Here is a 26,749-nt window from a genome sequence, read left to right as displayed (position 1 = left end):
TTTGGGTTAATTTAAAATAGCATAATGCTGGCTGGTAATAAGCTTTTGTGTGTACTTGTGCTTGGGCTTAGTTAATACCGTTTTAGTATCACCTTGCTCCACCACTTTACCATGCGATAAAATCATGATCTCATCACTAAAGTGACGAACAATCCCCAAATTTTGAGAAATGAGCACAAATGCTAAGCCCATTTGTTGCTGTAAATCTAATAATAAATTGATCATTTGCGAACGCAGCGACGGATCTAATGACGCCAGAGCTTCATCTAAAATAATCACCTGAGGGTTTAAAATAATAGCTCTGGCTAATGAAACCCGCTGTTTTTGACCACCAGACATCATGTGGGGATAAAAGCTCATGTGCTCAGCTAACAAACCCACTTTTTGTAAGGTTTCGCGGATCAATTGAGCGCGCTCTTTGGCCTCTAATGCGGTATTGAGTTTTAACGGTTCATCTAAAATTTGTTGAATGGTTAAGCTGGGATTTAAGGTGGTACCTGAGTCTTGAAAAATCATGCGAATATGCTGGCAACGCTGTTTAAAGTTACCATCAATTAGCTCTTCACCGTTAAGTTTAATATAACCGGTTGTTGGTGTTTCCGCGCCGACCAGTAGTTTAGCTAAGGTTGATTTTCCTGAGCCGAGCTCACCGACAACAGCTAAGGTTTTATAAGCTTCTAAATTAAAAGAAATAGGTTCAAGCGCTGGGATCACTTTACGTGTTAAGCCAAACAGCTTGAGCTTGTAAGTTTTACTTAAATCGACAACAGAAACTAAACTGGTCATTTATACAAACCTTTTAACGAAAAATGACAACTAACATAATGGCCATGATGATTCACTGATTTTGGTGCTATAACACATTTTTTCTGGGCTCTTGGGCACCTAGGCCCTAAACGACAACCAATTGGTAAATGTTTTAAAATTGGGATACTGCCCGGTAATGAAGTTAACCGTGATTTTGGGGGTAAATGACGATTCGCTTTAGGGCTACTATCTACTAATGCTCGGGTATAAGGGTGAAAAGGTTGCTCAAAAATTTGTTTGGTGGTGCCTGCTTCAACAAACTGCCCGCTGTACATCACGGTAATGCTATCGGTCCAGTTAGTTAGGTTTTCTAAATCATGACTGATCAGCAATATCGACATGTTTTTTAATTGATTTAAACTCGACAATAAGCGAAATATTTGTCGTTGATTGGTGCTTTCCATGGCAGCTGTCGGTTCATCGGCAATTAATAAAATTGGCCTACGTGCAAGGGCAATGGCAATCATTACTCGTTGGCATAACGCTTCGGTTAACTCATGGGGGTAACTGTTAATACAGGTTTTATGATGTTTAATACCAACCTTATGCAATAGTTTTATTGCTTCTTCTTTACGCTGTTTTGATTTTTGCCAGAAAAAACCAGTTAATAATTTATTATCAATAGCTTCTTCTACTTGTTCACCTACTTTTTTGGTTGGATCAAGACAAGCCATCGGCTCTTGAAAAATCATGGCGACGTCTTTGGCAATAATATTTTTTCGCTCTTGCGGCGATAATCTTAACAGGTCAATACCACGCCAGTGAAAACGATCCGCGGTGACTTGCCATTTATCATCAAGCACTCCCATTACCGCTTGTGCTAATAACGATTTACCAGAGCCAGACTCGCCAACTAAACCTCGAACTTCACCTTCTTTCATGGTTAAGCTGACTTTATCAACCGCTAAAATATTTTCTTGTGTTGAAGTGAGTTCAATAGATAAATTTCTAACATCTAATAAATTCATTAGTTGTTTTTCCCTACTTTTATCGCGTGTCGCACACCTTCACCAACTAGGTTAATGGCAACAACCGTAAACAGTATTGCTAAGCCAGGTAAGTATACTGTCCAAGGGGCAATATAAAATAAATCTAAGCCGTTTGATAACATTGCGCCCCATTCAGGTAATGGGAACGTTGCACCAAGCCCTAAAAAGCCGAGTGCGGCAATATCTAAAATCGCCGCTGATTGGGCGAGGGTAGCTTGAATGATCAGCTTATCAATAATGTTAGGAAATACGGAATAAGTTAATAAGCGAAATGGGCTAGCACCGTCTAAACGCGAGGCTAAAACATATTCTTTGGAAAACTCTTCTTTAATGGCATTTTTAGTGACATGCACAAATTGAGGGATTAAAACAATAACAATAGCAAACAGGGTATTAGCTAAACCAGGCCCTAGAATTGCAACAATAATAATGGCTAATAATAATGACGGAATAGATAAAATAACGTCAAGAAAGTGATTTAGGATACTGGATTTTATGCCGTGGGTTAAAGCCGAAATCGCACCAATGACAACGCCAAAAATTAAGGCAATAATTACCACAACAAAACTTAACCCGAAAGTTAATGACGTACCGTGGATAAGTCGCGACATCATATCGCGCCCTAAATTATCGGTGCCTAATAAATAACTAATATTACCTTCGCCATCCCATGCTGGTGGTAATAATATTTGATCAAAATGTGACTCTACCGCTGAGTAGGGAGTTAACACAGGTGAAAATATTGCCAACACCACTAATAACACAAAGCAGCAAAAACCAATCATGACTACGGGTGGCTGTTTAAAGTTATGCCAAAAGTATAGTAGCGGCGATGGGAACTCTTCTTCTTGATAAATTTTTTCACGAGCCATATTTTTGGCCTCTTGCAAGCGGGTTGAGCGCGGCGTAAATAAAATCAGATAAAATATGAATAATAAAAATAAAACTCGATAATACTAATAAACCACTTTGTATGGCGGTGTAATCACGTTGATAAATACTTTCAATTAACCAACGACCTATACCCGGCCAACTAAAAATAACTTCTGTTACCATGGCAAGGGTGATCAAATTGGCAAATTGTAAACCAACATGGCGAATGATCATGATCAAGGCATTACGTACCGCATGCCTAAAAATAATTTGATAAAAGCTTAAGCCTTTGGCTTTTGCGGCGCGAATATATCGGGTATCTAATACTTCTAACATTGCCGTTCTTGCTAAGCGCACAAATACGGTTGCTGGCGCAAGCGCAACAACACTGGCGGGCAAAATAATATGCTTGGTTGCATCTTGGAACGCTTGCCATTTATACGAGCTGTCACTTAATAATATATCAAACAATAAAATACCGGTTTTGTGGTCTATTTCATAAATTAAACTTAATTGTCCCGCTGCCGGTAACCAACCAAGTTGGATTGAAAAAATAAGAATGGCTAATAAACCAAGCCAAAAAACAGGAATAGAATAACCAATCATTGAAAGCGACAAAATCAGGTTATCTTGCGCTTTGTTATGTTTTATCGCAGCATAAAAACCGATGGGAATGCCTGTAATCATAGCAATAAACAAGGCAACTAAACTTAACTCTATGGTGGCAGGTAATAAGTTTAATATTTCTTGATTAATTGGCGTGTGGCTAGTCATTGAAATACCTAAGTCACCTTCAAACACGGTTTCTAGGTAAGCGAAGTATTGCGCAATAATATGGTTATTGCTTTGGTGTTTATCACTTAATACAGCGAGTTGTTCGGTATTAGCATTAATTTGGCCAGTACGGTTAATTAGTGCGTCACCGGGGAATAAAAAAGACAAACTAAACGACAATAGTGATAACACTAACATGGTTAGAAAAAATAAATTAAGGCGTCTTAAGGTAAAAATTAACATGTTATTTTTTACTCACATTAATAAAGTTAACGCCAAAATTATTAAAAAAGTTGCCGCTAATTTTATTGTTTTTAGCTTTATAGGTTTTGGAATGCGCAATGGGAATAATCGGCATTTCGGTCGCTAATAAATTAAGTGCTTGTTGATAATGATATTTCCGTTGCTCAATCTGTGCTGTGTGTAAGCCTTTTTCAAGTAAATTATCAAAGGTTTGATGACACCAAAAAGCTCGATTGGAACCAGTTAGGGTAGCGTCACAGCTTAATAAATAGCTGAAAAAATTATCTGGATCAGGATGATTAGCAGACCATCCAGATAACATGCTGTCGTAGTTTGCGGGTTCCGACATCCCGATGATCACTGGCGGGTGATCATGAATAATATTAACCGTAATTCCTATGCTTCTTAAATCTTCTTGGATCAAAATCGCCATGGTTAAGGAGTTGGGGTTATAACTGGTTGTTTCTGGCGGCGCCCATAAATCCATTTCAAACCCTTGCTCAAAACCGGCCTGTGCTAATAATGCTTTAGCTTTTTCAGGGTTATATTCTTTATTGTTGTAGCTGGTTTGAAATGCCCATGATGTTGGTGGTAATAAGGAATCGGCGACAACCGCATGGCCTAAATAAGTGGCATTAATAATAGCTTCTTTGTTAATAGCTAGGTTAATGGCTTGTCTTACTAAAGGCTCGTTTAATGGTGTTTTTAAAGTATTTAAGGCTAAATAGGCAACATCTAATGAGGTTACTGACTCTAAAGTAAGATCTTTTCGTTCTGTAATTTTATTATGACCAATAGGATCTGAAATAATATCGCATTCGCCAGTCATTAATTTGGTTAATCGTCCCGTATTGCTGGTGGTGATATCGTAAACAAGCTGCTCAAAAGGCATGCTTTTACGCCAATAATCTTTATGTTGATAAAAGCGAATTAACGAGCCCGCACGAAATTCTTGTAACTTAAAAGGGCCGGTGCCAATAGGGTGGGTATCAATATAACTGCGCATATTTTTTTCAGTTAATATGCTGCCATATTCACTTGATAAAATTACCGCATAAGGTGTGGCTAAATGAGCTAAAAATGAGGCATCAGGCACGTGTAAATTAAAGCGCACGGTATATTGGTTAATTTTTTCAACGGATGATACTAATTTATTAAATTTGATTTGTTCAAAATAAGGGTAATGGCCGCCAGAAACATAATGAAAATCGTGCTCTGGGTTTAAAATTCGTTGAAAACTAAAAATAACATCATCGGCATCTAAGGTTCGGCTTGGGAAAAAGTAATCCGTGGCATGAAATTGAATATCTTTACGTAAATAAAAGGTCACTTTGGTGCCGTCACGGGTTACATGCCAAGATTTAGCAAGCGATGGTTTAAGGGTATTATCACTTGGGTCTATGGTAATTAACCGATCATAAATTTGGTTTGATGTGGCATCGAGCGTAGTTTGATTAAGACTCGTTTGAGGGTTAAAACTTTCCGGTGACGCTTCTGAGCAATAAATTAAACTTTTTTTGGTTAATGAGCTGACACTACTGCTATCAATACAAGCTGATAATAAACTGCTAATAAAAAGAGCAAAACAACATGGCCAAGCGGTATTCAAAGAATTTAACTTTTTTTGTTTGGCAATAACAGAAGTTAAAGAGAAAGCTGTAGCTATATTTAATGAGATAAATTTATTCATCAGCTAAATTACCATCTAATAAATTATACTTTTTTAAATAACCACGTAATTGATGATAGGTTAATTCTAAGGCGTCAGCGGTTTTTTTCTGATTATATTGATTGGCAGACAGAGCGTCTTTTATTAATTCAACTTCATATTGTTGTGATAAGTTTTTTAACGAAACAGGAAAATTCACTTTTTGTTTAACATTTGCCGTAGGTATTGAGCTATTTTGCGGCGTGGAAGCTGCTGGATTATCAGTCTGCGATACTTCTTTATTGGCTGAATTATCAAAAATTCGGTCTTGAGTTTTTACCCGTTTTTTCGGACGATAGGGTGATTCAAAAGGGTCAATAACTAACTCGTGCACTGGTACATGTGGGTTATTGGCACGATATACACTACGCTCAACTACATTTTTTAGTTCACGAATATTACCAGGCCAGTGATAAGCTAATAAATCGCGTTTTGCTTTTTCAGTAAAGCCGCTGAATAGTTCAAAGTCGAGCTCACGCGCCATATTAATAGCAAAATGCTCAGCAAGCATTAAAATGTCTTCGTAACGTTCGCGTAAGGGCGGTAAGGTAATAACATCAAAGGCTAACCGGTCTAATAAATCAGCACGAAATTCACCAGAATCAGCCAGTGCCGGTAAATCTTCATTGGTAGCGGCAATTAAGCGAGCATCGGTTTTAATAGTGCGCGAACCACCAACCCGTTCAAACTCACCGTATTCCACTACACGTAGCAGTTTTTCTTGGATCAAACCGGAAGTATTAGCAATTTCATCAAGAAACAAAGTGCCATTAGTTGCTCGCTCAAAACGACCTTCGTGGCGTTTAGTTGCGCCAGTAAAGGCACCACTGTCATAACCAAATAATTCACTTTCTAATAAGTTTTCGTTTAACGCTGCACAATTGAGCTTTAGATAGGTTTGATCCCAGCGTTTTGATAAGTAATGTAAGCGAGCAGCAACCAGCTCTTTACCGGTACCACGCTCACCAATAATCAGTACAGGTTTGGTTAATGGCGCTATTTGTGATATTTGCTCTAATACTTCTAAAAAGCTATTAGATTGGCCAATAAGATTGTCTTGTTGATTAAAGCGTGCCATCGCTAACCTATTTTTGGTTTAATTCACTAACAAGTAGTGTATTTGAACAAGTGTATGGGATAAAGGATTATTTAATAATACTTTTTAATTTATATAAAACAGCAAGTTAGTGTATTGTAGTTAACTTGGCGCAAAACATGAATATTAATCTTCAACTTTCCCTAGTTATTTATTGTTTGAGGACAGCATTATGGGTATTTTTTCACGGTTTACAGATATTATTAATTCAAATATCAACAACTTACTTGATAAAGCAGAAGATCCTAAAAAAATGGTCAGATTGATCATTCAAGAAATGGAAGATACGCTAGTTGAGGTACGTTCATCGTCAGCTAAAACGTTAGCGGATAAAAAAGAGTTACAACGTCAAATCGCTCGTTATGAAAATGATGCCGAACAGTGGCAAGATAAAGCGGAATTGGCATTAAGCAAAGATCGCGAAGATTTAGCTCGTGCAGCTTTATTAGAAAAGAAAAAATCGGCGGATCAAGCCAACGTATTAGCGAATGAATTAGCCAACATTGATGAACATATAGCTAAGCTACGTGACGAAATTGGTCAATTACAAGATAAACTGGCAGATGCTAAAGCACGCCAAAAAACCATTATTATGCGCGAAAAAACTGCAACATCACGTTTGAAAGTTAAAAGTAAAATTACCTCAACCAAAGTTGATGATGCATTAACGCGTTTTGAGCGCTATGAACGAAAAATTGATGACATTGAAGCGCAAGCTGAGTCTCATGATTTAGGTGCTAAATCGTTAGCGGATGAAATTGCCGAGTTAGCCTCTGGCGAGCAAGTTGACGATGAATTAGCCCAGTTAAAGGCTAAAATGAAAACAAACAAGTAGCTTTGTTTTGTAAGATAAAACACGACACTGATTAATAATAAAAATTCATTAGGGGATATAAAATGGAAGATCTCTTTTTACCACCAATCATTATTTTTTTGGTGGTGGTAGCGCCGATTTGGTTGGTGCTTCATTACCGTAGTAAACGACAAATTAGCCAAGGCTTGAGTGAAGAAGAATACATTCAACTTTCGCAATTGTCTGAACTTGCCGACGAAATGGCTGAACGCATCAATACCTTAGAATCAATTCTTGATGCGGAGAGCCCTGGTTGGAGGAATAAACGATGAGTTTTAAAAATCGAGGTGAATTATATCGCGACACAAAAAATGGCAAGGTAGCAGGTGTATGTGCTGGCTTAGCTGACTATTTTGGCTGGGAAACTTGGCTGGTAAGAATTGTGTTTCTATCGGGTATTTTATTAGGCTCAGGGTTTTTATTTGTTGTTTATATTGCTGCTTGGTTCATTCTAGATAAAAAGAAAGACAGGTTAAAAGATAAAGTTAGCCCAAGCAATACCAGTCAATACGCGCAAACTTCAGCAGGCGGTCATGGTACTGATAACGCACCTGATGAAAACGAATCTATTCGGGTAAAAGCGCGGATTTGGCAGGCAGGTGAGCCACCAAAACAAGCATTTCATGATATTCAAAATAAATTTAAGCGCTTAGAAGGCCAGCTTATTACTATTGAACGTTATGTTACTTCCACCGAATTTACCGTTGCGCGCGAAATTAACCAATTATAATTTTTGTGCAGCATAGGTGAATATCATCAGCGATAGCAGTCGCTTTTTTCTTTTTATTGCAGTAGCGTATAGCTATTGCAAATTTATTATATTATTCATCCATGGCATTGTTTGATAAAGCAACTTTAAAAAAGTTAAAACAAAAAGCAACTGAGGTGATCAATCGTGGCATTGATCAGCATATTACTATTGCAGTGACAGGATTAAGCCGCAGTGGTAAAACAGCTTTTATTACCTCTTTAGTTAATCAATTATTAAATGAAGGAGAGGGTACACATTTATCGTTTTTTAAACCGGTTCAACAAGAGCGCTTTATTGCCGCTAAACGGGTACCTCAACAACATCTGCACATACCGCGTTTTGACTACGAAAAATCAATGTCATCTTTTAGCGAATCACCACCGAAATGGCCTGAGCCTACTAAAGGGATCAGCGAATTACGTTTAGCTATTCGCTATCAACCGAAAAATTCTATTTTAAAATATGCGACGGATTCAGCCACGTTATATATTGATATTGCAGATTATCCTGGCGAATGGTTATTAGATTTACCTATGCTAAATCAAACCTATGAGCAATGGTCTGAGCAAATGGCAAGTTTATTACTGCAAGAGCCACGCTTAACCCATGCCCAGCCTTTTTTAGCAAAACTTGCTGATATTGATGTTTTTGCTGTGGCAGATGAAGAGCAGCTGGCGGAATTATCACAACAATATACTGAGCTATTAGAATATTTTCGTCACCAATTAGGATTGTCGGTGATCCAACCAGGACGGTTTATATTGCCAGGTGAATATGCTGATGCTCCTATTTTGCAATTTTTTCCATTTCCGAACATCGCCACCCTCGATGCGAATCAATACCAAAACGCTGCCGATGATAGTTTTATAGGTATGTTACGAGCACGTTTTGTTGAATACAAAGAACGAGTAGTTAAACAGTTTTATAAAGAGCACTTTAGCCGCTTTGATCGTCAAATTATTTTGGCGGATTGTTTGTCAGCGTTAAATCATGGCCCTGAAAACTTTGCTGATTTACAGCTAGCGATAAGTTTAATTATGGAAAGCTTTGATTATGGTAAATCGAGTGTGTTTAACCGCTTGTTCTCTCCGAAAATAGATAAACTGCTGTTTGCGGCGACAAAAGCGGATCATGTTACTGCTGAGCAACATAGCCGGTTAGTCGCGTTGTTAAATCAATTGGTTCATCAAGCCAAAGTTGATTTAAATTACGAAAGTGTGGCCATGAAAACACTGGCATTAGCATCAGTACAAGCCACTAAAGCGGGTAAAAGCCAATATCAAGGTAAAGAAATTGCCGTATTACAAGGGCGTCAATTAAGTGATGAAAAGCTGATCACTTTATTCCCAGGTTCTGTCCCCAATAAATTACCTCACAAAGACAATTGGCCGGCACAAGGGTTTAATTATGTTGCTTTTGCGCCATTGCAAACGATAGCAAGCCATGAAGCTTTACCGCATTTACGAATGGACCAAGTGATGCAGTTTCTGTTAGGAGATAAAATGTTATGAGTGATGATAACAACAGCTTTCATCAGCAAATTTTATTTGATGAACCTGAATTAAAAACAGCCGAATCTGAGCATAAATTAGATTCAGCGATTGTTTTTAATAATCAAGATTATCAAGATGCACAGCTAAATTATCAAGAAAATGAAGAGCTGCTTGAAAGCGAAAAAAAACCTCGCTGGTTGTGGCGCATCATTATTGTTTTACTCATTATTATTACTAGCATTGAAACCACTGACTTTTTGTTAACAGGTTTTAGCAATTCGCCCATCATTACCAGTATTTACGCCTTGTTGATTGCCTGTTTATCAGTTTTAGCGGTAAGTACTGTCATAAAAGAGTTCCGAGGTTTACGACTCTTAAAAAGACAAGACAGCTCAAGAGCACAAGCAAAAGATATTTTATCTGGTGAATTTTCAGGCTCAGCAACTCAGCTATGTAAAAATATACACCAGCAGCTTAGTTATGACTTACCTGAGCCACTTGAGCATCAATGGCTAGAACAAGTGAATAATGGCCTAAGTGAACAAGAAATTATTCAATTATATGATTTACAAATATTGAGTAAGGTAGATCAAAAAGCGATTGCTGACATCGCAAAATATTCTTCAGAAGCTATGGTGTTAGTGGCAATTAGCCCGCTGGCATTAATGGATATGATGATCATGGTATGGCGAAACATTCGTATGATTGACAAAATATCGGGACTATATGGCCTTAAATTAGGCTACTGGAGCCGAATAAAATTAATTAAACAAGTTTTTTCTAATATGATTTTTGTTGGTGCCAGCGAAGTGTTAGTTGATTTAGGTACGGAAGCCTTAGGTGCTGATTTATTAGGTAAGTTTTCCGGTCGTTTAGCACAAGGCTTTGGTGCCGGCATGTTAACCGCACGTTTAGGGCTAAATACCATAAAAACCTGTCGACCGCTGCCGTTTATTGAGCAAGCGCCGCAACTATCAAATGTCCGTAAGTCATTATTAACACAAGTGAAAGCTTTGTTAATTAAATCAAAATGAACAAATTAAAAAAAGTATAGGCCCAAGTAATAGCAATAAAGTTTTACGTTTAACTGCGTTTCTTTCCAAGCAATTGACGCTATACTGATTACATAACAAATGATAGTTATGAATAAGCCAATAATAGCCGTACAATATAACTACTATCATAGCTAATGTTATGCTCAGCAAGATTGAAAAACGGACTTTTTTGGCAGGTTATTGTTAAGTGTTTAAAGCATGGTTTATCGCCGTTACGTTTTATTGAGTATTTTTCGTTAATATCTTTAAGGTTTATTTATGAACCCAGAAATTCAAGAAGAAAAACAAGTTTCTTGGTCAGTTATCGCCGTTATTATTGTGGCAGTATTGGCTTTGGTGGTTTGGTTGTTAGTGGATAATTCCGAACCTGAAGCACCTGCGCCTGTTGTTATTCAGGAAGAGGTGGTTGAAGAAACGGTTAAACTTGACCCTCTCCCTATGGTTGAAGATGAGCCTGAACCGACTATTGAACCAATACCGGAACCGGTTGTTGAACCCGAGTTACCAAAACTACCGGATTTAAATGACAGTGATAACGTGGTGATTGAAAAACTGCCCGATCTTACTTGGCGGAAAGAGTTATTAAAGTTATTAGTTACAGAAGATCTTATTCGACGTTTTGTTGTTTTTACTGATAACTTTGCTCAAGGTAGCTTATCTTACGACCATAGCCCTTTTATTGTTCCGGTAGAACGTTTTTTTGCTGAGAATATTAGCGATGAGGCAAACAATCAAGCAGCATGGCAATGGGATGAAAGCAGTACCCGCCGCTTTAGTTTATACGTGGATTTATTACGCTCAATGGATAGCGGCGAATTAGTGAGTTTTTATTATGAAATAAAACCGTTAATTGACCAAGCGTACCAAGAATTAGGCTACCCTGAAGAAGATTTTACCCATGTATTACAAGCGTCAATTATTCGCGTGTTAGATATGCAACTGCCAGAGCATACACCACAATTAACCCGTCCAAGTGTAATGTATAAATATCAAGATGAAGAGTTAGAAGCGTTAGATGATGCCGATAAGTTATTATTACGCATAGGTAAAGAAAATATTTTAGTGATCAAATCGGTGCTTTTAGAAATAAACGACAAGCTATCTAGAGCGAATAATGGCTAAGACGTTTAAAAAAACAGCAACCGAGCTATTTTTATCAACTTGTCCTTGCAACCTCGTCACTGATTAGCGATAATTCGCGCGCTTTCGAGCGATTATGGTGCCCCTTTCGGTCCCTTCGCAATGATAGTCTGTTAACCCGGCCAGGTCCGGAAGGAAGCAACCGTAGCAGATGACTCATGTGCCGAAGTGTGGCTGGAAGGGGGACCACCCAATTCTTAGTTATCAATGACTTACACACCTTTTAGCTATTTTGCTACATGAGCTGCTACATGCTTGCAACCAATATCCCTTGTTTACCTTGCTGTAATGGTCTTTATCTTGAGTTATTACTATCGTAATCAGTTAGCTTGAAAATCATATAAAAATATCTCTGTTAGCAACTTTTTCTTTTGAACTTAAGTTAAATAATCAATGTATGTTGCAGCCATTAAATATTTAAACTAGTTTTAAGTATGTTATTACTGTGATTATCACTGACGATAGGGTTACTTTAGCGGACTAAACAGTTATAAGTTATTGTTGTGAACCTGAGGAATAGAAATGCTCTATCGTTTGTTTTGGGTATTGTTAATCGCTGTTTTTTCATTATATTGCCGTGCTGAGCAAGCCAAAGAAAATCTCCAAGAATATATTGATCTCGCCATAAGCCTTCAAAAAACAAAACCTGCAGCAGCATATTCAGCGCTAGAAAAAGCGTATTTGCTAGCCAAAAAACAAAATAATACCGCGTTAATCGCTAAAATTTTATTAGAACAAGCACAAACCGCCAAACTTAGCAGAGATTATTTTTTAGCGCAGCAGTACTTAAATAAAGCCGAAGATATGCTGCCGATATTAAATAGTAATGAATTGTCGGTATATATTTTAACTAATATGTCGACGATACAACTTTATTTAAAAAATCCAGATAGCAGTATGGAATACGTGCAAAGAGCGCTGGCTATTGCGAGCGAAAGCCGAGAGCCAAAATTGATTTTCAGGTGTTTGCAAATAAAAGGTTCGTTACTACAAAAAATTAAACGCTTTGATGACTCCGTTACTGCTTTTTTATCAGCACAGCGTTACATTTCCAGCGTGCCATATACAGATCAAGTGAGTTTATTGCGTGACATCGCAAATGCGTATAATAAAGTGAATGAGCATATGTCGGGCATTCGTTATTATAAAAAAGCACTTGGCGTTCTGACTGAGCAGAATGAGCTTAGTGCTATGCCAAATACCTTGATTGAACTTGCTAAAACGTACGCCAAAATTGGTGATTATTCTGAAGCCTTGGAAAGTGCTAAGCGATCTTTAGCGCTTGCGCGTGAATACAAGGAAGAAAAAGAGGAATTGAAGTCTTTAGTTGTACTGTCAATTATTTATCGTAAATTAAGCAGTTACGAAGAAGCATTACACCATGGCCTTGAAGCATTAGCCATCTATCAAAAAAATGACGACATTAATGGTATAGCGGCTGCTGCAAATGCTGTAGGGCTTATTTATACCCACCTTGAGCAAGCTGAAAATTCCAAAAGTTATTTTATCCAAGTTATAAACTTACCTGAGCATAAAATTAATGCAAAATATCGAGCGGCTGCACTTAGAGGTTTAGGTAAGTTGATTTTTATGGAAGAGCAAAATCATCGAGGGCTGGAACTATCAAATGAAGCTTTTACCATTTATGAAAAAATAGGCGATAGGAATGGTGTTGCCACGGTACAAAAAAATATTGGCTATATATATTCCCAAATGGGTAATTTAAGTGAAGCCATTCTTGCCTATCAAACAGCTATTACTATTTTTCAATCGTTGAGTGATGTTTGGAATGAAGCTGAGAGTAAAGCATACTTATCAACAGTGCTTGTTGATGTTGATATCCAACAGGCGGTTTCATTTGCCCAAAGTAGTTTAGCTCTCGCTACCCAAATTGGCGCTAAATCTATTGCAGTGCAAGCATATAGCGCGTTAATTTTAGCGGAAGAAAAACGCGAAAATTATCAACAAGCTTTGAGTTATTCAAAAAAAAAACAAGCCTTAAATGATGAAATTAAAACGGATGCCATTAATCAGCGATTGGCTGAAATACATATTATTTTAGATATTGAAAACAAAGAAAAAGCGTTTGAATTATTAAAACGTGAAAAAGCCTTTATTTCATTAGAGTTAGCCAATAAAGAAAATCAGCTACATTTACTTGAAAAAGAAAAAACGATCACTGACTTAAAAACGCAAAATACCTATATTATTTTAACCATTGTTACTTTTTGTGTACTTTTATGCTTAGTGAAAATGAAACGAGGTAATTCAAATATTCGTTATGGTTGTATTATTGCCGCGCTCATCTTGGTTACTTTTTTGCTTTATTCTTTTAACGCTAACGCTGTTGACATTATCAAGTTAACTCAAAGCGAATCAGATCTAGATGTTCGCCCGAAATACACGTTAGCGGTGTTAAATAAAGCTTTAGCACTCAGCAGTGATAAATATGGCCCGTATAAAATTGAAATTATTGAAGAAACTATCTTTAACGAGCAAAAAATTATTAGCTTGCATGACGGTGAAGATATTAATTTAGCCATGGCGATGACATCTCCTGATTGGGAATATCTCGCATTACCAATTCGTATTCCTATTCGTAGAGGGGTAGGAAGTTATCGTTTACTGACTATAAATAAAAATAATAGTGATAAGTTTGCCAATATTAGCACACTAGCAGAATTAAAATTATTAACGACGGGAGTACAAAAAGATTGGATTATGAATACCTTGCTTGAAGACGAGGGCTTTATTTTAATTGAAGGGCTAACCTATGATAGCATCTTTAAAATGTTAGATAGGCAGCGTTTTGATTACTTACTTCGAGGAATACATGAAGCTTATGACGAAATATCGTTGAGAAAACATGAATTAAAAAACCTGATGATAGAGCCTAATTTAGCTATTTATATTCCTCAACCTTATTATATTTTTGTTTCTCCTAAATACCCTAAAATTGCTGAAAGAATTGAATATGGCCTCGAAAAAATGATCTCCGCTGGTATATTGCAACAAATGTTTGATGATCATTACGCGGCTTTTATTAAAAAAGCTAATTTATCCAATCGTAAAATTATCAATATAGGTAATAAATACTTACCTCAAAAAACCCCCGTTGATCGAAAAGAATTATGGTTAAAATTTGATTTTGAAAGCAAGCTCAAACAACCTTAAACGTGATTTTAACGCTGAAAAAAAAACTGTTTTTCAGCGTTATCGGAGGCAATGGATTAAAAGTGATATTTAACTAATAAGTTGAGATTTTTTTCATCAACACCATCAATACCAAATTTATTCAGCCAATAATTATATTCGACACCAACATACAATTTAGTCGCTAAGTTTAAGTGCTCTGAAAGGCTATATTTTAATTGTGAGGTAAAGTTTAAGCTGGTGCTTTTATTGTCGTTTGATGGTACAAAATCAATAAAACCATCATAGAGTAATTGGTTAATAGGAAGTGCCCAAGTTAATGTCACTTGTTGGCTATTATCACCGCTGTCATTATTACGATGATAGACATTGATATTAACATATTTAAAATGCGGTACTTTAAGTTGGGTGCCAATGCCATATAAATAATGGGTAAAGCCATCGCCAATTTCAATAGTTGTGGCAAGGTAAATGTTTTTTAGCAGCTTGTTTTGGTACGCTGATAATTGAAATCTAGGGGCTATTTCAGCATAGGTTTCTTTATCGCCATTATTGGATTGGAGCCGATCAATAAACAAAAAGCTATCACCCCAACTGTAGCCAGCAGCGTGCTCAAAAGTGAATACGGTTCTGTTATTATCACCAACTTGATAATTATTGCCTTTTAATAAACTGGCGCTAACGTCAGACCATAAAGTTTCAGCTAAACAATTACTGCTTAGTATGAAACATATCAAAGAGGTTAAATACTTCATAAAATCCTTATCGTTTTAACGTAGTTAAAGTGTCATCGCATAAAGCTATGTTATTGATTTTTAATCATAGCTAATAAAATCAATAACTACCAACTACCAACTACCAACTACCAACTACTAACTACCAACTACCAAGCAAGCTTAAAATGAAATCGTATAGCTGTTGAAAAATGGCTTGGTTAATTATTGTGCTTAGAATGGTATTTTATTTAAATTATCAGGGTTTAAATGGTGCTATTTTATTTACTTCCATTATGATGGAGGCACTAATTGTGTTTAATTCAGTGTTAAATGATGAAAAAAATAAAAAATGAAACCGCGTTGTTAAAAAAGGCGATTACCGTGGCTGAAAAGTATGCCAAAAATCGGGGATATAAAGAGTTTTCAGCTACCGATTCAGCTAAACAAAAAATCGAAAGTTTATATCGTTTATTAGTACACGATAAATTAATTCCACCACTGCCAGAAGATAAAGAAGACTTAGCCAGTTTAAAGCATCGTTTAGTGGTTTGGATTTCGAAGCAGTTACCGGCAGATCACGAATTATTGAAGTAATCCGTGATAAAATTCAAAAGTTATTTGCAAGGAAATAGCTTCGTGCTATTTTTCACTTCTTGTACTTTTGTCAGTGCGCGCTCGTAGCGTTTTGTAGATTGTAAAAATAAGTTAGAAAGTAGTTAAAAATTAGATAGATAATTAGGAAGTTTAGTCATGCCAAAGGCAAGTGATGTTAAAAAAAATACCGCAATAGAATACAACAACAGTGTTTATATTATCAGAGACATTGAGCGCTCAGTACCACAAGGCCGTGCTGGTGGTAGTTTATACCGCATGCGTATGTACGATGTTGTTAGTGGCGGTAAAGTAGATGAAACTTTTAAAGACAGCGATATGCTAAACCTAGCAGACTTACTTCGTCGTCAAGTGATGTTTTCTTATGTTGATGGTGACGAATTAATTTTTATGGATAATGAAGATTACACGCCATATAACTTAAATAAAGAAAGTATTGCCGATGAAGCAAGCTTTATTGATGAAAATACTCAAGGTTTACAAGTAATTTTAGTAGATGGTCGTCCAGTAGGTATTGAATTACCATCAAGTGTTGAACTTGAAGTTACCGAAACTGACCCATCAATTAAAGGTGCGTCAGCAACTTCACGTACTAAACCGGCAACGTTATCAACTGGCGTGGTTATTCAGGTACCTGAATATATTTCGACTGGCGATAAAGTTAAGGTAAATACTGCTGAACAGAAGTTTATGAGTAGAGCATAACTGTTAGCAAAATAACCAAATGAGCCAGCTAAGTAATTTGCTGGCTTTTTTATGCCATATTTTTACTTTTAATGAATTATTTAACAATTAACTCTTTGACAATTAATTTTAATAAAAAAGTTTCGCGTTCAATCGATAAGCCTTTTTTATCGCTATTTGCCATCGTTTGCTCGTTATGGGCAATGGCTTGATAAATATTTTTCCAAACCGGCCTCATACCATTTTGCACTTCGTGCGCTTCAAAACTTGGTGATAGCAGTTCATCGTCAATATCACAAACATAGCAATAAGACTGCATATACATCACATCGGCATTATCTTTATACCAAGGGCGATATTCTTCGTATAAACCAAAGGCTTGAATATTGTTAATGTTTTGTGCGCCGGTTTCTTCAATTAACTCTCGAGTTAAGCCGTCAATTTGTGACTCACCGTCATCAATACCACCACCTGGTAGGGTATAGTCGTGATAACGGGCTGTATATAACAATAAAATGTTGTCATCTTTTAAAACAATAGCCCGAGCCGCTTTACGTTTAATAATGGTATTTGAACTTGTGTTTACCTCAGGGTGAACAGCAGTTTTTAATAGGCGCATAATTTTTTGAATGTTTTTTAGAAACAGCTAAGGTTGGGGCAAGTAATTTTATTTAAAGAGCAAGCAACAAAAAATAGCGGTTACTGTAGATAAAAAACTTACCTTATTGTTAATTTATGATATAAATAAAATACTGCAAGTTAATAATAAATAAAAGGTTGTTAGTCGTTATGTCGTTAAAACAAGATGACATTGAAAAAGTTACGCAAGATTTAGTTGATGCCTTTGGTGATGATTATCCTTGGCGCTGGGACGAACAAAAAAATCTTAGATTGTCAGAGTTTGCCAGCAATAAAAAAGACAAAATTTTTGCGCAATTAGAAGAGTTGTTTGATCATAAATGGGATAAAAAGAATATTCGTTATGCACCAGCAGCATTAAAAATTCAATTGGGTAAATTAACTACGTTAAAAGATAAACAAGTTATTTTTACCAGTCCTGCAACTGAAGATAAACCTATGTTAGTTGCTATTTGGTGGCCTTGGGGTCATGGTGGTACAGTTTCTTTACGGTTAACGGCATTAATTGATACTTACTGTGCGGGTGAAATAAAAACCAATAAAGACAGTTTTTTTACCGTCATTAAAAAGTTATTTAGTAACCATTGATTTAAGCGGTTTGGCTGTTTCCGGCAATATTTTTATTACCTTATAATTGCCCGCTATATTTAGATGTGCAATCGGCTTTGGTGCGTAATTGTAGTAAATTTACACAGTTAGCTTAAAAAATACACCAAAAAGTTCAATACGCATTAGGGTTATGGCATTAAGCTAAGAAGTAGCTGATACTTAAGGTATGAGCGCTAATTCATTGTTAGATCTTTCGATAAATTCATAGGAGGGAGCCATGAAAAAAGTTACCCTTGTGCAAGATGAAAATTTATCATTTAAAATTAGCCAAGAGTTATTACCACAAGCTTATCAAACATTAGATTTATATTTTTCGATCCCGGAAGATATAGGTATTAATGCGCGTACCTTAAGTGAAGACAATTATTTTCACAGCAGTATTCGTTCACACCTTGCTTATTATTCTGAACAAGTACACTTGCCGTTAGTGCGCAGCCGTTTTGTTAGCCAAAATAAAGGTGAGCAAAGTGACTACCGCAGTAATTTAAATTTATTTTCTTATCAATTTAAAACGGCACTAGAAACCGACATTAAACAAACATTGCAGATATCGGATGTTAGCGAGTTTTATGTTTTAGCAACTGAGCTTGCGGAGCAAACGAAAGGTTTATTAAAAAAACTGCGCCGTTATACGCCACCAGATAAAAAGTTAAGTTCATATTTTGAAAATACCGACAATTATTTAAGTTGGCATACAGAGCAGTCGTTTTTAAACTTATTAGCTAACGGGCCCAAAAGTAGCGAATTTACTGCTGAGCGTGAGGCATTATTCGCTTTTTGTCAGCAAGAAAATAAACATCGGGTGGATAATCAATATAACTCTAATATTACCTTAGAAGATCCTAACCGCATCACCAATAAAATGCGTTTATTACAGCGTTTAAGTGAATATGGCGTGGTATTTACCACCAAAACACGTAATTTAGATGCTAATTTAAAGCGGCTTGTTCGAGGTATGGTTACCGCTATTATTATGACCTTTGTTATGGCGGTAGTGTTAAATGCTCGCTCAGCGTTTACCGAAGTTACCTTGGTACTTATTGTGTTATTAGGGGGTGTTTATGGCATCCGGGAAATATTTAAAGAAGACTTAACCCATTATATTTGGCGAAAAATTCAGCGAGGTCGGCCAAAATGGCAACATGTTTTTTTCAACAGCTTAACGCAAACCAAAATGGCTTATCAAACCATTTGGTTAGAATATATTAATAAAAAAGACTTATCTGAACGCGCTAACAATATGTTGCGAAAACGCCGGCAACAAAATAAACAAGCAGCTAAGTTATTGCATTTTCGTTGTGATACGCGGGTGCTGGTAAAAGAATTTATGCCTGGCTTTGAAGAGATCCAAAGTCAACTGTCGTTTAGTTTAACGCCGTTTACTCGTTTCTTAAAAAAAGGAGAAGGGCGTTTATATTCAGCTGACGGCAACAAAATTTCGAACCAAAGTGTAGAGCGCCGATATCAGCTTAATTTAGTGATAGTGCAAAATAACAAAGTTGGTGAAGAGTATGCCCAGCGCTTTAAAATTACCATGAACCGGTCAAAAATTATTAATATTGAGCCGATGGAAGAGCAGAAAAACTTTTAAATTTTTCATTTAAAAAAGTTAATTTTCGGTATTTGCTCGGTTTCAATCAAGCAGGTAAAGTGTTACCTAGAATGTTATTATCCGAAATGGTATTAAATAAGATAAGAATTAATTATGAATAAGACGTTAGTACTTTTAGCCATGTTGTTTGCTCAACTCCTGCAGGGGTGTGTGGTCAATGTTGGCCACAATAGCAAAGCTAGCTCTGTCTCGGTAGAGCAAAGTCAAACCGGAGAATATTGGTCTCATCGCTTTAACGCAAAACGTAACATTGCGTATGGCGAATTACCTCGCCAAACCTTAGATATTTATCAACAAGGACAATGGCAAGGGCCGCCAAAGTATTTTGTTGCTAATACTACAGCTAAACCAACACTTATCTATATTCATGGTGGCGCTTGGCATGGTGGGGTGAAAGAGTCAGCTCTTTGGTCTTTAATGCCTTACATCCAAAAAGGTTGGCAAGTAGTAAATGTTGAATATCGGGTTGGGGGGAATACTGCACCACAAGCGGCGGATGATGTTTTATTAGCAATGAAATGGTTAGCTGAACATGCTGATGAATATGCGATAGATCGTAATAATATTGTCATTTCAGGTGACTCTGCTGGCGGCCACTTAGCGTTATTAGCTGGCTTCGTTTCTACTGAGTCAAAAAATCCGGCCTATTTAGGTGATAAATTAACAATTAAAGCAATTGTTAATTGGTTTGGTATAGCTGATATCGGCTTATTAAATGATTATTTAGATGATAATAACCAGTGGAATTATCCTTCAAGATGGGCCGGAAATAATGATATGTTGGAATTGATCATTGCCGATTATTCACCCCTTCGTTATGTTAATGCCCAATCGCCAGCGGTTATTAGTATTCATGGCGATGCTGATAAAGTTGTGCCAATTGAGCAATCTGAAGTGCTGCACCAAAAATTAAGCCAAGCAGGCGTTAACAATCAATTAGTCCGTATCAAAGGTGGCCGTCATTTAGGTTTTTCAGAGCAGCAGTTTCAAGATATTTATCAGCAAGTTTTTGCTTTTCTTAATCAAAAATTGAAATAATACGCAACATGATCAACAACAGCCACGGATTGCAGACATACTGTAGTGGCTGACGCTGACATAATAACTATTATTAAAAGGCTCGCTGGCAAGCTGTTTATTTTGCTAAATTAACTATTTTATTAAATACATTTTTGGAAGGTAGTACAAATAATAGGTGATTTTTTAAACGTTATCGTTTAGGTTAATCATTAATATATTGATTTAATTTGTCGTTGCAAAGGAGTCTGCATGCATTATCACCAGTATAAATATTATTATTCGATGTTTCTTTTTTTGCTATTTTCTGCGGGAACGATAGCAAATGACTTTGAAAGTTCTACACAAACCCCACATAGCCAAAAACCTATCGTTGTTAGTTTAGTTCCCGACACGACGGTACTTGATACCTATAAGCGTTATATTGGGTCAGCTTATCAACAAATCGGGTATAAGGTGATTTTTAAAGAATTACCTTTTGGCAGAGCAATAAACTTAGGCACTAAAGGGCAAGTGGATGCGATGTTAATTCGAATATCTGCCATTGAAGAGCAAATGCCTGAATTTATCCGTGTGCCAGTACTGTTAGCTAAAGGAAAAGCGGTATTGTATTGTCATAAAAACGTGGTTTGTCACGAAACCGAGTTGGATAACCCTAATAATATTATCGGTGTATTTTCAGGGATTAATTTTACGAATAAGGTCATGGCTGGCAAGCGAGCGAGTACTTATGAAATTTCGACATTTGAACAAGCGGAAAAAATGTTTTTGAAACAACGTTTACCTTATCTAATTAGTTTAGATAAAACCGATTTGGGCTCTTATATGAAAGAAAATCCTGAAAATTTTAATAGTATTGTGTTAGCACATTATCAAGCTTTTCATTATATACATCGTTCAAAAGCTGACTTACTGCCGGAACTTACTCAAGCATTAGAAGATGTGATGCAAGGCAATGAATTAGATTAATCATTATCAGCCACATAATTAACCTGAGCTCAGGTTAATAAATATAAGTAAAAAGGTTTTTCTTGTGTACAAACCACCTTGTACTTATTTAATATTCATTTTTAAGTTGTTTTAGATAGGTAAATATAATGTCATCAGATCGCTTTGGTACAAGCGCAAACTATAAACAAAAAGAGCAGGGTTACCGTGATCGCGCTTTAAAGCTTTATCCTTGGGTTTGTGGCCGTTGTGCTCGTGAATTTGTTTATTCTAATATTAAAGAATTAACCGTTCATCATATTGATCACGATCATACCAACAACCCAAATGACGGTAGCAATTGGGAATTATTATGTATTTATTGTCATGATAATGAACATGCAAAGTATACCGACCATGCTCAGTATCAAACAGAAATTAAAGCGGGTGATACTAATCAAGATACCGCAACATATAATCCGTTTGCGGATTTAAAATCGCTGTTGAAAAACTAAGACGTTTTTAGGCCGATTATTAACAGCTGGAAATAATTTTTATTGTCGCTACTCTTATTTAAATAACGTAAAATGCTAATTATCCCGAGTTCAGGTTAATTATAAAGATAGAGACGTCACTTGCTTTAAAGTGGCTTTTTCCAAAGGAAAATAATGAAAAAAACGTTTGAGTTAACGCACCCTAAAATTAAACCAGCGCGTATGGTTGATGCGATAAAGCATGATATAAAAAAATATGTTAAGCGTGAGCGTAATAAAAAATTACCGCTTGATACCGATTATTGGGATTTTGATTGTAAATTTGGTGATACCGAAGAAGTTGCAGAAGTGATCCATTTATCAGCTATCAATAAAGCGATTGACGCGAGTGTTGAAAGCGGTGCTTTACGTTTTTATGTCGAAATTATTGCCAAAGCACAAGTTCGTCAATTTAGTGGTACTGAGCCTGAATTTGATTTAGACGATTAATCTCAGCGTCTATTAATACTTAGCGAAGTAAACATCAAAAAAGGGCTTAAAGCCCTTTTTTGATGTATGCTGATAGCTAATTTTTATTTAGAGATCGGGTTAACTATTCTTCCATATTTCGTCAGGCGAAATTTTTAAAACTTTTCGTTTTGGTGTTTTGTCTTCAGCTTTAGTCGCCTTTGGATTTATATATGGTTTACTTGCCTGTGGGCGGGCAGTTTTTCCTGTTGAGCTGTTTTCTGCTTTGTCGAACTTATTATTTTCGGGTTTTCTATTCTCAAATTTAGCTTTGTACTCAGTGTTATTAACCGGTGTCTTCTTGATTGGACTTTTACGGTATTTAATTTGAATTGCAGATAAAAAATTGCGTAATAATTGATCTTTACATTCACGATAGTGTTTGTGATCCGGCTTTCTAAACATAGCGCTTAATTCAGGTTTTGATAAATTAAAACCAGCTTCAGCAAGCATTGCAATAATGTCTTCGGCTTTTAAATTTAATGCGATTTTAAGCTTGTTTAAAATAATATTATTGCTTAAACGTTTTTCAGGTGGCCGAGTAGAACCGTCTTGTTTACCTCTATTTTGATAAATTAAACCATTTAAAAAAGTGGCAAACTGCACATCGGTTAGCATCACAAAGTCGGCATCGTCGTCTTTTTTTAACCAGCTTTTTAATTGTTCAAAAGTAACTGTTAAATCAGCAAGAGCAAACAACGCGAGCATTTTTTTATCATTGAATTCAAAGCTAAAACGTAAACGCCTTAAAATATCGTTATTAGTCACTGATTTTTCCTATCATAGTTTGAGAGTTACTTGGATTAATACATTCAGTTGCCATGTATTTGAGCAGGGCATTATACGTTTATTTTAGAAACTGTAACAGCGAATATAAAAATGGATGCTTTTTATTGCTGAATAAGCGCTAAATAAATTATAAAGATGATAGAGCAATAAAATCGAATATCACTATTTGTTACATTTTCGGTTTGTAATTTTAAATAGTATCTGGTTTCTTACTGATAGGTTTGTTATTTAAATGTTAATAAAGCTAATGTTTTATTTGATTTGAAAAATATTAAGATCAAAAAATGAAAAAAATTAAGCTATAGGAATCATTGAGATAATAGTTGTTTAACAAAAAGTGTAAATAAATTTGACCATAAACTGTTAGACATCGCATTTTTTTTGTTCAATAATCAGGTCACCTTTTGAATCGGCGAGTTGTTATGCGTAGTTTAGTTATCTGCATATTTGTATTGATTTCTTCTCATGCTCAGGCTGTTAATACAGCGTCTACTTTAGGTAATACGTTAGCAAACCTGCCCGCTGAAACCCCAACATCAAATGATATTATTCATTTTTCATCAATTAATTCATACTTTAATTTAGCAATGTTGGGTTACCAATCTGAAATATCAGTACCACTATTTAATAAAAATGAAGAATTTACTTTTTTCAAACAAGCGCCATTTCAGCGCAGTACTTATACAGATACGACAACATATTATCATAACTTAATTTTTACTCATCATAAGTCACCCTTTAAGCCTGAGCTTTTCCAAACAGAAGATCAAAATCAAGTGGCACTGCACTACTTACATTTTGGTCAAAATACGCCACTAACTGCTGACCAAACTACATGGTTTTACAGTGGCGCTGGTTTTACTTATTTTGATAGTGAAAGTGGCTTATACCAAGATGATATGGCGTTATCTTTTAGTGTTGGTATTCATTCTCAATACTCAGTTAATAAACGTTTTTCAGTAAACATTGATTCAAAATTTTATGGTACTTATTTTGATGGCCAAACAAATAATTACTGCGTTAATGATATTTGTCAGCTGAACGTTGAAAATGACGTTTGGTTACAAAAGCAAGTATCAGTCAAAGTTAATTATATTTTTTAATTAAGTTAATCTACTCACTATTTTTTAAACCCATTTCTACTCCCATTTTTACTTCTATTTACCATTTATATCTCGCTAATAACTTGCTCCGTTAACAAAATAGTTTGCTATTTCTTAATTCAAATCAGCTTTTTATTATTATTCTCCTCTTAATTATTGATTTTACGTAGCAAATTTTAATTATTTAGCTAATATTTTAAGAGTGGTAAAAAAACTGTCACTTTATGAAAATAAACTCATTCTGGAATAGTTTATGCAAAATTAATAAATGCGGGGTTTTATAACTATAAAATTGTTAGGTTTGCATTATATGTGTGCATCTGTGTGTGAAATTTGCACAATGTGAATCCGCAATCATAGTATTTAATTCTGTTATTGTTTATTACACAAGGAGCAAATTATGTTAACTAAGAAGTTTTATAAAACGAAAGGCGAAGCCGAAGTTACATTTGAGTTTAGCCGTGATAATGTCAGTTCTGTTTCGTTAGTTGCCGAATTTAATGATTGGCAACCGATGGAAATGACTTATAGTAAAAAACTAAAAGTCTTTCGTACAAAAGTTCGTTTACCTAAAGATAGTGATTTTCATTTTCGTTACTTACTTGATGAAAGTGAATGGGAAAATGATGCACAGGCAGATAAGTACTTACCTAATGCTTTTGGCACAGAAAACAGTGTTGTTAGTACACACGTATAAATTTATCTTCAACTATCGGCTTGGTATTTAATATTAGCTTGCTAAGTCGATAGACTTTTTTCTATTTAGTCTGCATTATTAATTGATAATAAAAACAAATGCACTCAAGGAGAGGACATGCCTCAATACCAAAATCGTTTTATTAGTTCACTTACCCAAGATACATACGCACTTATATTAGCTGGAGGCAGAGGTTCGAGATTACATGAGTTAACGGATTGGCGTGCTAAACCTGCTACTTTTTTTGGTGGTAAGTTTAGAATTATTGATTTTCCCCTTTCAAACTGCATCAACTCGGGTATTCGCCGTGTTGGTATTGCAACCCAATATAAATCACATTCATTAATTCGCCATGTTCATCGAGCATGGGGCCACTTTAAAAAAGAGCTTGGTGAGTCAGTGGAAATTTTACCGGCGTCACAACGTAGTGGTGATGGTTGGTATGCAGGAACAGCCGATGCTGTTTTTCAAAATATTGATATTATTCGTCATGAATTACCTAAATACGTGATGATTTTATCTGGTGACCATGTTTACCGTATGGACTACGGTGAACTGTTAGCAAAACATGTTGAAACCGGTGCTGATATGACCGTGTGTTGTATTGAGGTACCTGTTGAAGAAGCCGCTGGTGCGTTTGGTGTAATGACGGTTGATGAAACCAATCAAATTCGCCGTTTTGATGAAAAGCCAGCACATCCATCTGAAGTTCCAGGTAAGCCGGGTATTACTTTGGCATCGATGGGGAATTATGTTTTTAATACCGAATTTTTATTTCAAGAATTGAAAAAAGATGCTGAAGAAGAAGGCTCAAGTGGTGACTTTGGTCATGATATTATTCCTTCTATTATCGAATCTCATAATGTTTTCGCTTTTCCATTTAGAGATCCAGACTCTGACAGACAACCTTATTGGCGTGATGTTGGTACCTTAGATTCATTCTGGGAAGCCAATATGGAGCTTGTTGAACCAGAGCCACAATTAAACATGTACGACGAAAAATGGCCTATTTGGACCTACCAAGAGCAAACAGCTCCGGCTAAATTTGTTCATGATTCCGAAGGACGACGTGGCTGTGCCATTGACTCTACCGTTTCAGGTGGTGCAATTGTTTCAGGTTCAATTGTCAGAAAGTCGCTACTATTCTCAAAAGTGCGGGTTCATTCTTATTGTACCGTTGAACAGTGTGTGGTTTTACCTGGCGCTATTATTGGGGCAAAAGCTAAACTGAAAAAAGTGATCATTGACAGAAATTGTACAATACCTGAAGGTTTAGAAATTGGTTTTGATCACGAAGCTGATGCAGCAAATGGTTTCAGAGTAACGAAAAAAGGCGTTGTTTTGGTCACTCGTGATATGATCACCGCATACTTAGAAAAGCAAAAAGATAGCGTTACAAAGGAGTAGT

The 26,749-nt window shown here is 36.1% G+C and carries 27 protein-coding genes and 1 other RNA gene; 19 read left to right on the top strand and 9 right to left on the bottom strand.

The window, feature by feature from the left end; translation table 11 throughout:
• Positions 1 to 6: 6 nt before the first annotated feature.
• The 6 genes from ACSLUO_RS09320 to pspF are packed head-to-tail and all read right to left on the bottom strand — an operon-like array spanning position 7 to position 6,472.
• A complete protein-coding gene (locus ACSLUO_RS09320; RefSeq protein WP_448248204.1) occupies positions 7 to 786 on the bottom strand; it encodes a peptide ABC transporter ATP-binding protein in 780 nt (259 codons plus the stop codon).
• Entirely contained in the window at positions 783 to 1,775 is a 993-nt protein-coding gene (locus tag ACSLUO_RS09315) for a peptide ABC transporter ATP-binding protein (RefSeq protein WP_448248202.1), read from the bottom strand. The genes ACSLUO_RS09320 and ACSLUO_RS09315 overlap by 4 nt, the downstream gene beginning before the upstream one ends.
• Positions 1,775 to 2,668 carry an ABC transporter permease subunit gene (locus ACSLUO_RS09310; protein ID WP_448248200.1) on the bottom strand — a complete coding sequence of 298 codons (894 nt, stop codon included), beginning with the start codon at positions 2,666 to 2,668 and terminating at the stop codon, positions 1,775 to 1,777. The genes ACSLUO_RS09315 and ACSLUO_RS09310 overlap by 1 nt, the downstream gene beginning before the upstream one ends.
• Complete coding sequence (locus tag ACSLUO_RS09305) at positions 2,658 to 3,686, bottom strand: ABC transporter permease (RefSeq protein WP_448248198.1); 1,029 nt, start codon at positions 3,684 to 3,686, stop codon at positions 2,658 to 2,660. The genes ACSLUO_RS09310 and ACSLUO_RS09305 overlap by 11 nt, the downstream gene beginning before the upstream one ends.
• Before the next feature lies 1 nt (position 3,687).
• Entirely contained in the window at positions 3,688 to 5,376 is a 1,689-nt protein-coding gene (locus ACSLUO_RS09300; protein WP_448248196.1) for an ABC transporter substrate-binding protein, read from the bottom strand.
• On the bottom strand, positions 5,369 to 6,472 hold the full coding sequence (gene pspF / locus ACSLUO_RS09295; protein WP_448248194.1) for a phage shock protein operon transcriptional activator: 1,104 nt from the start codon (positions 6,470 to 6,472) through the stop codon (positions 5,369 to 5,371). Before pspF ends, ACSLUO_RS09300 begins: the two co-directional genes overlap by 8 nt.
• A gap of 190 nt (positions 6,473 to 6,662) precedes the next feature.
• Between pspF and pspA the strand changes: the two genes are divergently transcribed.
• From pspA to ACSLUO_RS09255, 8 genes are all read left to right on the top strand, one after another.
• Positions 6,663 to 7,325 carry a phage shock protein PspA gene (pspA, locus tag ACSLUO_RS09290; RefSeq protein ID WP_448248192.1) on the top strand — a complete coding sequence of 221 codons (663 nt, stop codon included), beginning with the start codon at positions 6,663 to 6,665 and terminating at the stop codon, positions 7,323 to 7,325.
• 62 nt (positions 7,326 to 7,387) lie between these two features.
• Entirely contained in the window at positions 7,388 to 7,615 is a 228-nt protein-coding gene (gene pspB, locus ACSLUO_RS09285) for an envelope stress response membrane protein PspB (protein ID WP_448248190.1), read from the top strand.
• Entirely contained in the window at positions 7,612 to 8,073 is a 462-nt protein-coding gene (pspC, locus tag ACSLUO_RS09280; RefSeq protein WP_448248189.1) for an envelope stress response membrane protein PspC, read from the top strand. Before pspB ends, pspC begins: the two co-directional genes overlap by 4 nt.
• Positions 8,074 to 8,174: 101 nt before the next feature.
• Complete coding sequence (locus ACSLUO_RS09275) at positions 8,175 to 9,605, top strand: YcjX family GTP-binding protein (RefSeq protein WP_448248187.1); 1,431 nt, start codon at positions 8,175 to 8,177, stop codon at positions 9,603 to 9,605.
• Positions 9,602 to 10,621 carry a YcjF family protein gene (locus ACSLUO_RS09270; protein ID WP_448248185.1) on the top strand — a complete coding sequence of 340 codons (1,020 nt, stop codon included), beginning with the start codon at positions 9,602 to 9,604 and terminating at the stop codon, positions 10,619 to 10,621. The genes ACSLUO_RS09275 and ACSLUO_RS09270 overlap by 4 nt, the downstream gene beginning before the upstream one ends.
• Before the next feature lie 279 nt (positions 10,622 to 10,900).
• Positions 10,901 to 11,764, top strand: a complete 864-nt coding sequence (locus ACSLUO_RS09265) for a DUF3014 domain-containing protein (RefSeq protein WP_448248184.1) — start codon at positions 10,901 to 10,903, stop codon at positions 11,762 to 11,764.
• A gap of 104 nt (positions 11,765 to 11,868) precedes the next feature.
• Positions 11,869 to 11,965: signal recognition particle sRNA small type (ffs, locus tag ACSLUO_RS09260), an RNA gene on the top strand.
• Between the two features lie 339 nt (positions 11,966 to 12,304).
• Positions 12,305 to 14,956, top strand: a complete 2,652-nt coding sequence (locus tag ACSLUO_RS09255; protein WP_448248182.1) for a tetratricopeptide repeat protein — start codon at positions 12,305 to 12,307, stop codon at positions 14,954 to 14,956.
• Between the two features lie 56 nt (positions 14,957 to 15,012).
• On the opposite strand, the gene ACSLUO_RS09250 is transcribed toward ACSLUO_RS09255, so the two are convergent.
• Positions 15,013 to 15,690: an outer membrane protein OmpK gene (locus ACSLUO_RS09250; protein WP_448248181.1), complete on the bottom strand. Its 678-nt coding sequence runs from the start codon at positions 15,688 to 15,690 to the stop codon at positions 15,013 to 15,015.
• 294 nt (positions 15,691 to 15,984) lie between these two features.
• On the opposite strand from ACSLUO_RS09250, the gene ACSLUO_RS09245 reads away from it, so the two are divergent.
• Both ACSLUO_RS09245 and efpL read left to right on the top strand, forming a co-directional pair.
• Entirely contained in the window at positions 15,985 to 16,245 is a 261-nt protein-coding gene (locus ACSLUO_RS09245) for a DUF5062 family protein (RefSeq protein ID WP_448248361.1), read from the top strand.
• 156 nt (positions 16,246 to 16,401) lie between these two features.
• Positions 16,402 to 16,968 carry an elongation factor P-like protein EfpL gene (gene efpL / locus ACSLUO_RS09240; protein WP_448248179.1) on the top strand — a complete coding sequence of 189 codons (567 nt, stop codon included), beginning with the start codon at positions 16,402 to 16,404 and terminating at the stop codon, positions 16,966 to 16,968.
• Positions 16,969 to 17,044: 76 nt separating this feature from the next.
• Here the strand turns inward: efpL and ACSLUO_RS09235 are convergent, their stop codons facing one another.
• Positions 17,045 to 17,566, bottom strand: coding sequence for an NUDIX domain-containing protein (locus tag ACSLUO_RS09235; RefSeq protein WP_448248177.1), 522 nt, complete (start codon positions 17,564 to 17,566; stop codon positions 17,045 to 17,047).
• A gap of 170 nt (positions 17,567 to 17,736) precedes the next feature.
• Here ACSLUO_RS09235 and ACSLUO_RS09230 point away from each other — a divergent pair, with 170 nt between their 5' ends.
• From ACSLUO_RS09230 to ACSLUO_RS09205, 6 genes are all read left to right on the top strand, one after another.
• Positions 17,737 to 18,174 carry a hypothetical protein gene (locus ACSLUO_RS09230; RefSeq protein WP_448248175.1) on the top strand — a complete coding sequence of 146 codons (438 nt, stop codon included), beginning with the start codon at positions 17,737 to 17,739 and terminating at the stop codon, positions 18,172 to 18,174.
• Positions 18,175 to 18,412: 238 nt separating this feature from the next.
• Positions 18,413 to 19,786 carry a hypothetical protein gene (locus tag ACSLUO_RS09225; protein WP_448248173.1) on the top strand — a complete coding sequence of 458 codons (1,374 nt, stop codon included), beginning with the start codon at positions 18,413 to 18,415 and terminating at the stop codon, positions 19,784 to 19,786.
• Positions 19,787 to 19,900: 114 nt separating this feature from the next.
• The gene (locus ACSLUO_RS09220) at positions 19,901 to 20,845 is read left to right on the top strand and encodes an alpha/beta hydrolase fold domain-containing protein (RefSeq protein ID WP_448248171.1); all 945 of its coding nucleotides are present in this window, start codon (positions 19,901 to 19,903) and stop codon (positions 20,843 to 20,845) included.
• A gap of 231 nt (positions 20,846 to 21,076) precedes the next feature.
• Positions 21,077 to 21,793, top strand: a complete 717-nt coding sequence (locus tag ACSLUO_RS09215) for a transporter substrate-binding domain-containing protein (protein ID WP_448248169.1) — start codon at positions 21,077 to 21,079, stop codon at positions 21,791 to 21,793.
• A gap of 128 nt (positions 21,794 to 21,921) precedes the next feature.
• A complete protein-coding gene (locus ACSLUO_RS09210; protein WP_448248168.1) occupies positions 21,922 to 22,266 on the top strand; it encodes a YajD family HNH nuclease in 345 nt (114 codons plus the stop codon).
• Positions 22,267 to 22,419: 153 nt separating this feature from the next.
• Positions 22,420 to 22,734, top strand: a complete 315-nt coding sequence (locus ACSLUO_RS09205; protein WP_448248166.1) for a DUF6172 family protein — start codon at positions 22,420 to 22,422, stop codon at positions 22,732 to 22,734.
• Positions 22,735 to 22,833: 99 nt separating this feature from the next.
• On the opposite strand, the gene ACSLUO_RS09200 is transcribed toward ACSLUO_RS09205, so the two are convergent.
• Positions 22,834 to 23,520, bottom strand: coding sequence for a YehS family protein (locus tag ACSLUO_RS09200; RefSeq protein WP_448248164.1), 687 nt, complete (start codon positions 23,518 to 23,520; stop codon positions 22,834 to 22,836).
• A gap of 443 nt (positions 23,521 to 23,963) precedes the next feature.
• Between ACSLUO_RS09200 and ACSLUO_RS09195 the strand changes: the two genes are divergently transcribed.
• The 3 genes from ACSLUO_RS09195 (at position 23,964) to glgC (ending at position 26,748) form a co-directional block, all read left to right on the top strand.
• A complete protein-coding gene (locus ACSLUO_RS09195; RefSeq protein ID WP_448248162.1) occupies positions 23,964 to 24,644 on the top strand; it encodes a hypothetical protein in 681 nt (226 codons plus the stop codon).
• A 400-nt stretch (positions 24,645 to 25,044) separates the two neighbouring features.
• Positions 25,045 to 25,341: an isoamylase early set domain-containing protein gene (locus ACSLUO_RS09190; protein ID WP_448248160.1), complete on the top strand. Its 297-nt coding sequence runs from the start codon at positions 25,045 to 25,047 to the stop codon at positions 25,339 to 25,341.
• A 117-nt stretch (positions 25,342 to 25,458) separates the two neighbouring features.
• Positions 25,459 to 26,748: a glucose-1-phosphate adenylyltransferase gene (gene glgC / locus ACSLUO_RS09185; RefSeq protein WP_448248159.1), complete on the top strand. Its 1,290-nt coding sequence runs from the start codon at positions 25,459 to 25,461 to the stop codon at positions 26,746 to 26,748.
• Position 26,749 lies beyond the last annotated feature (1 nt).

It is taken from the genome of Thalassotalea agariperforans (genome assembly GCF_053470345.1).
The sequence above is the reverse complement of the archived record's forward strand: the minus strand, read 5'-3'. Positions and strand labels throughout refer to the sequence as shown.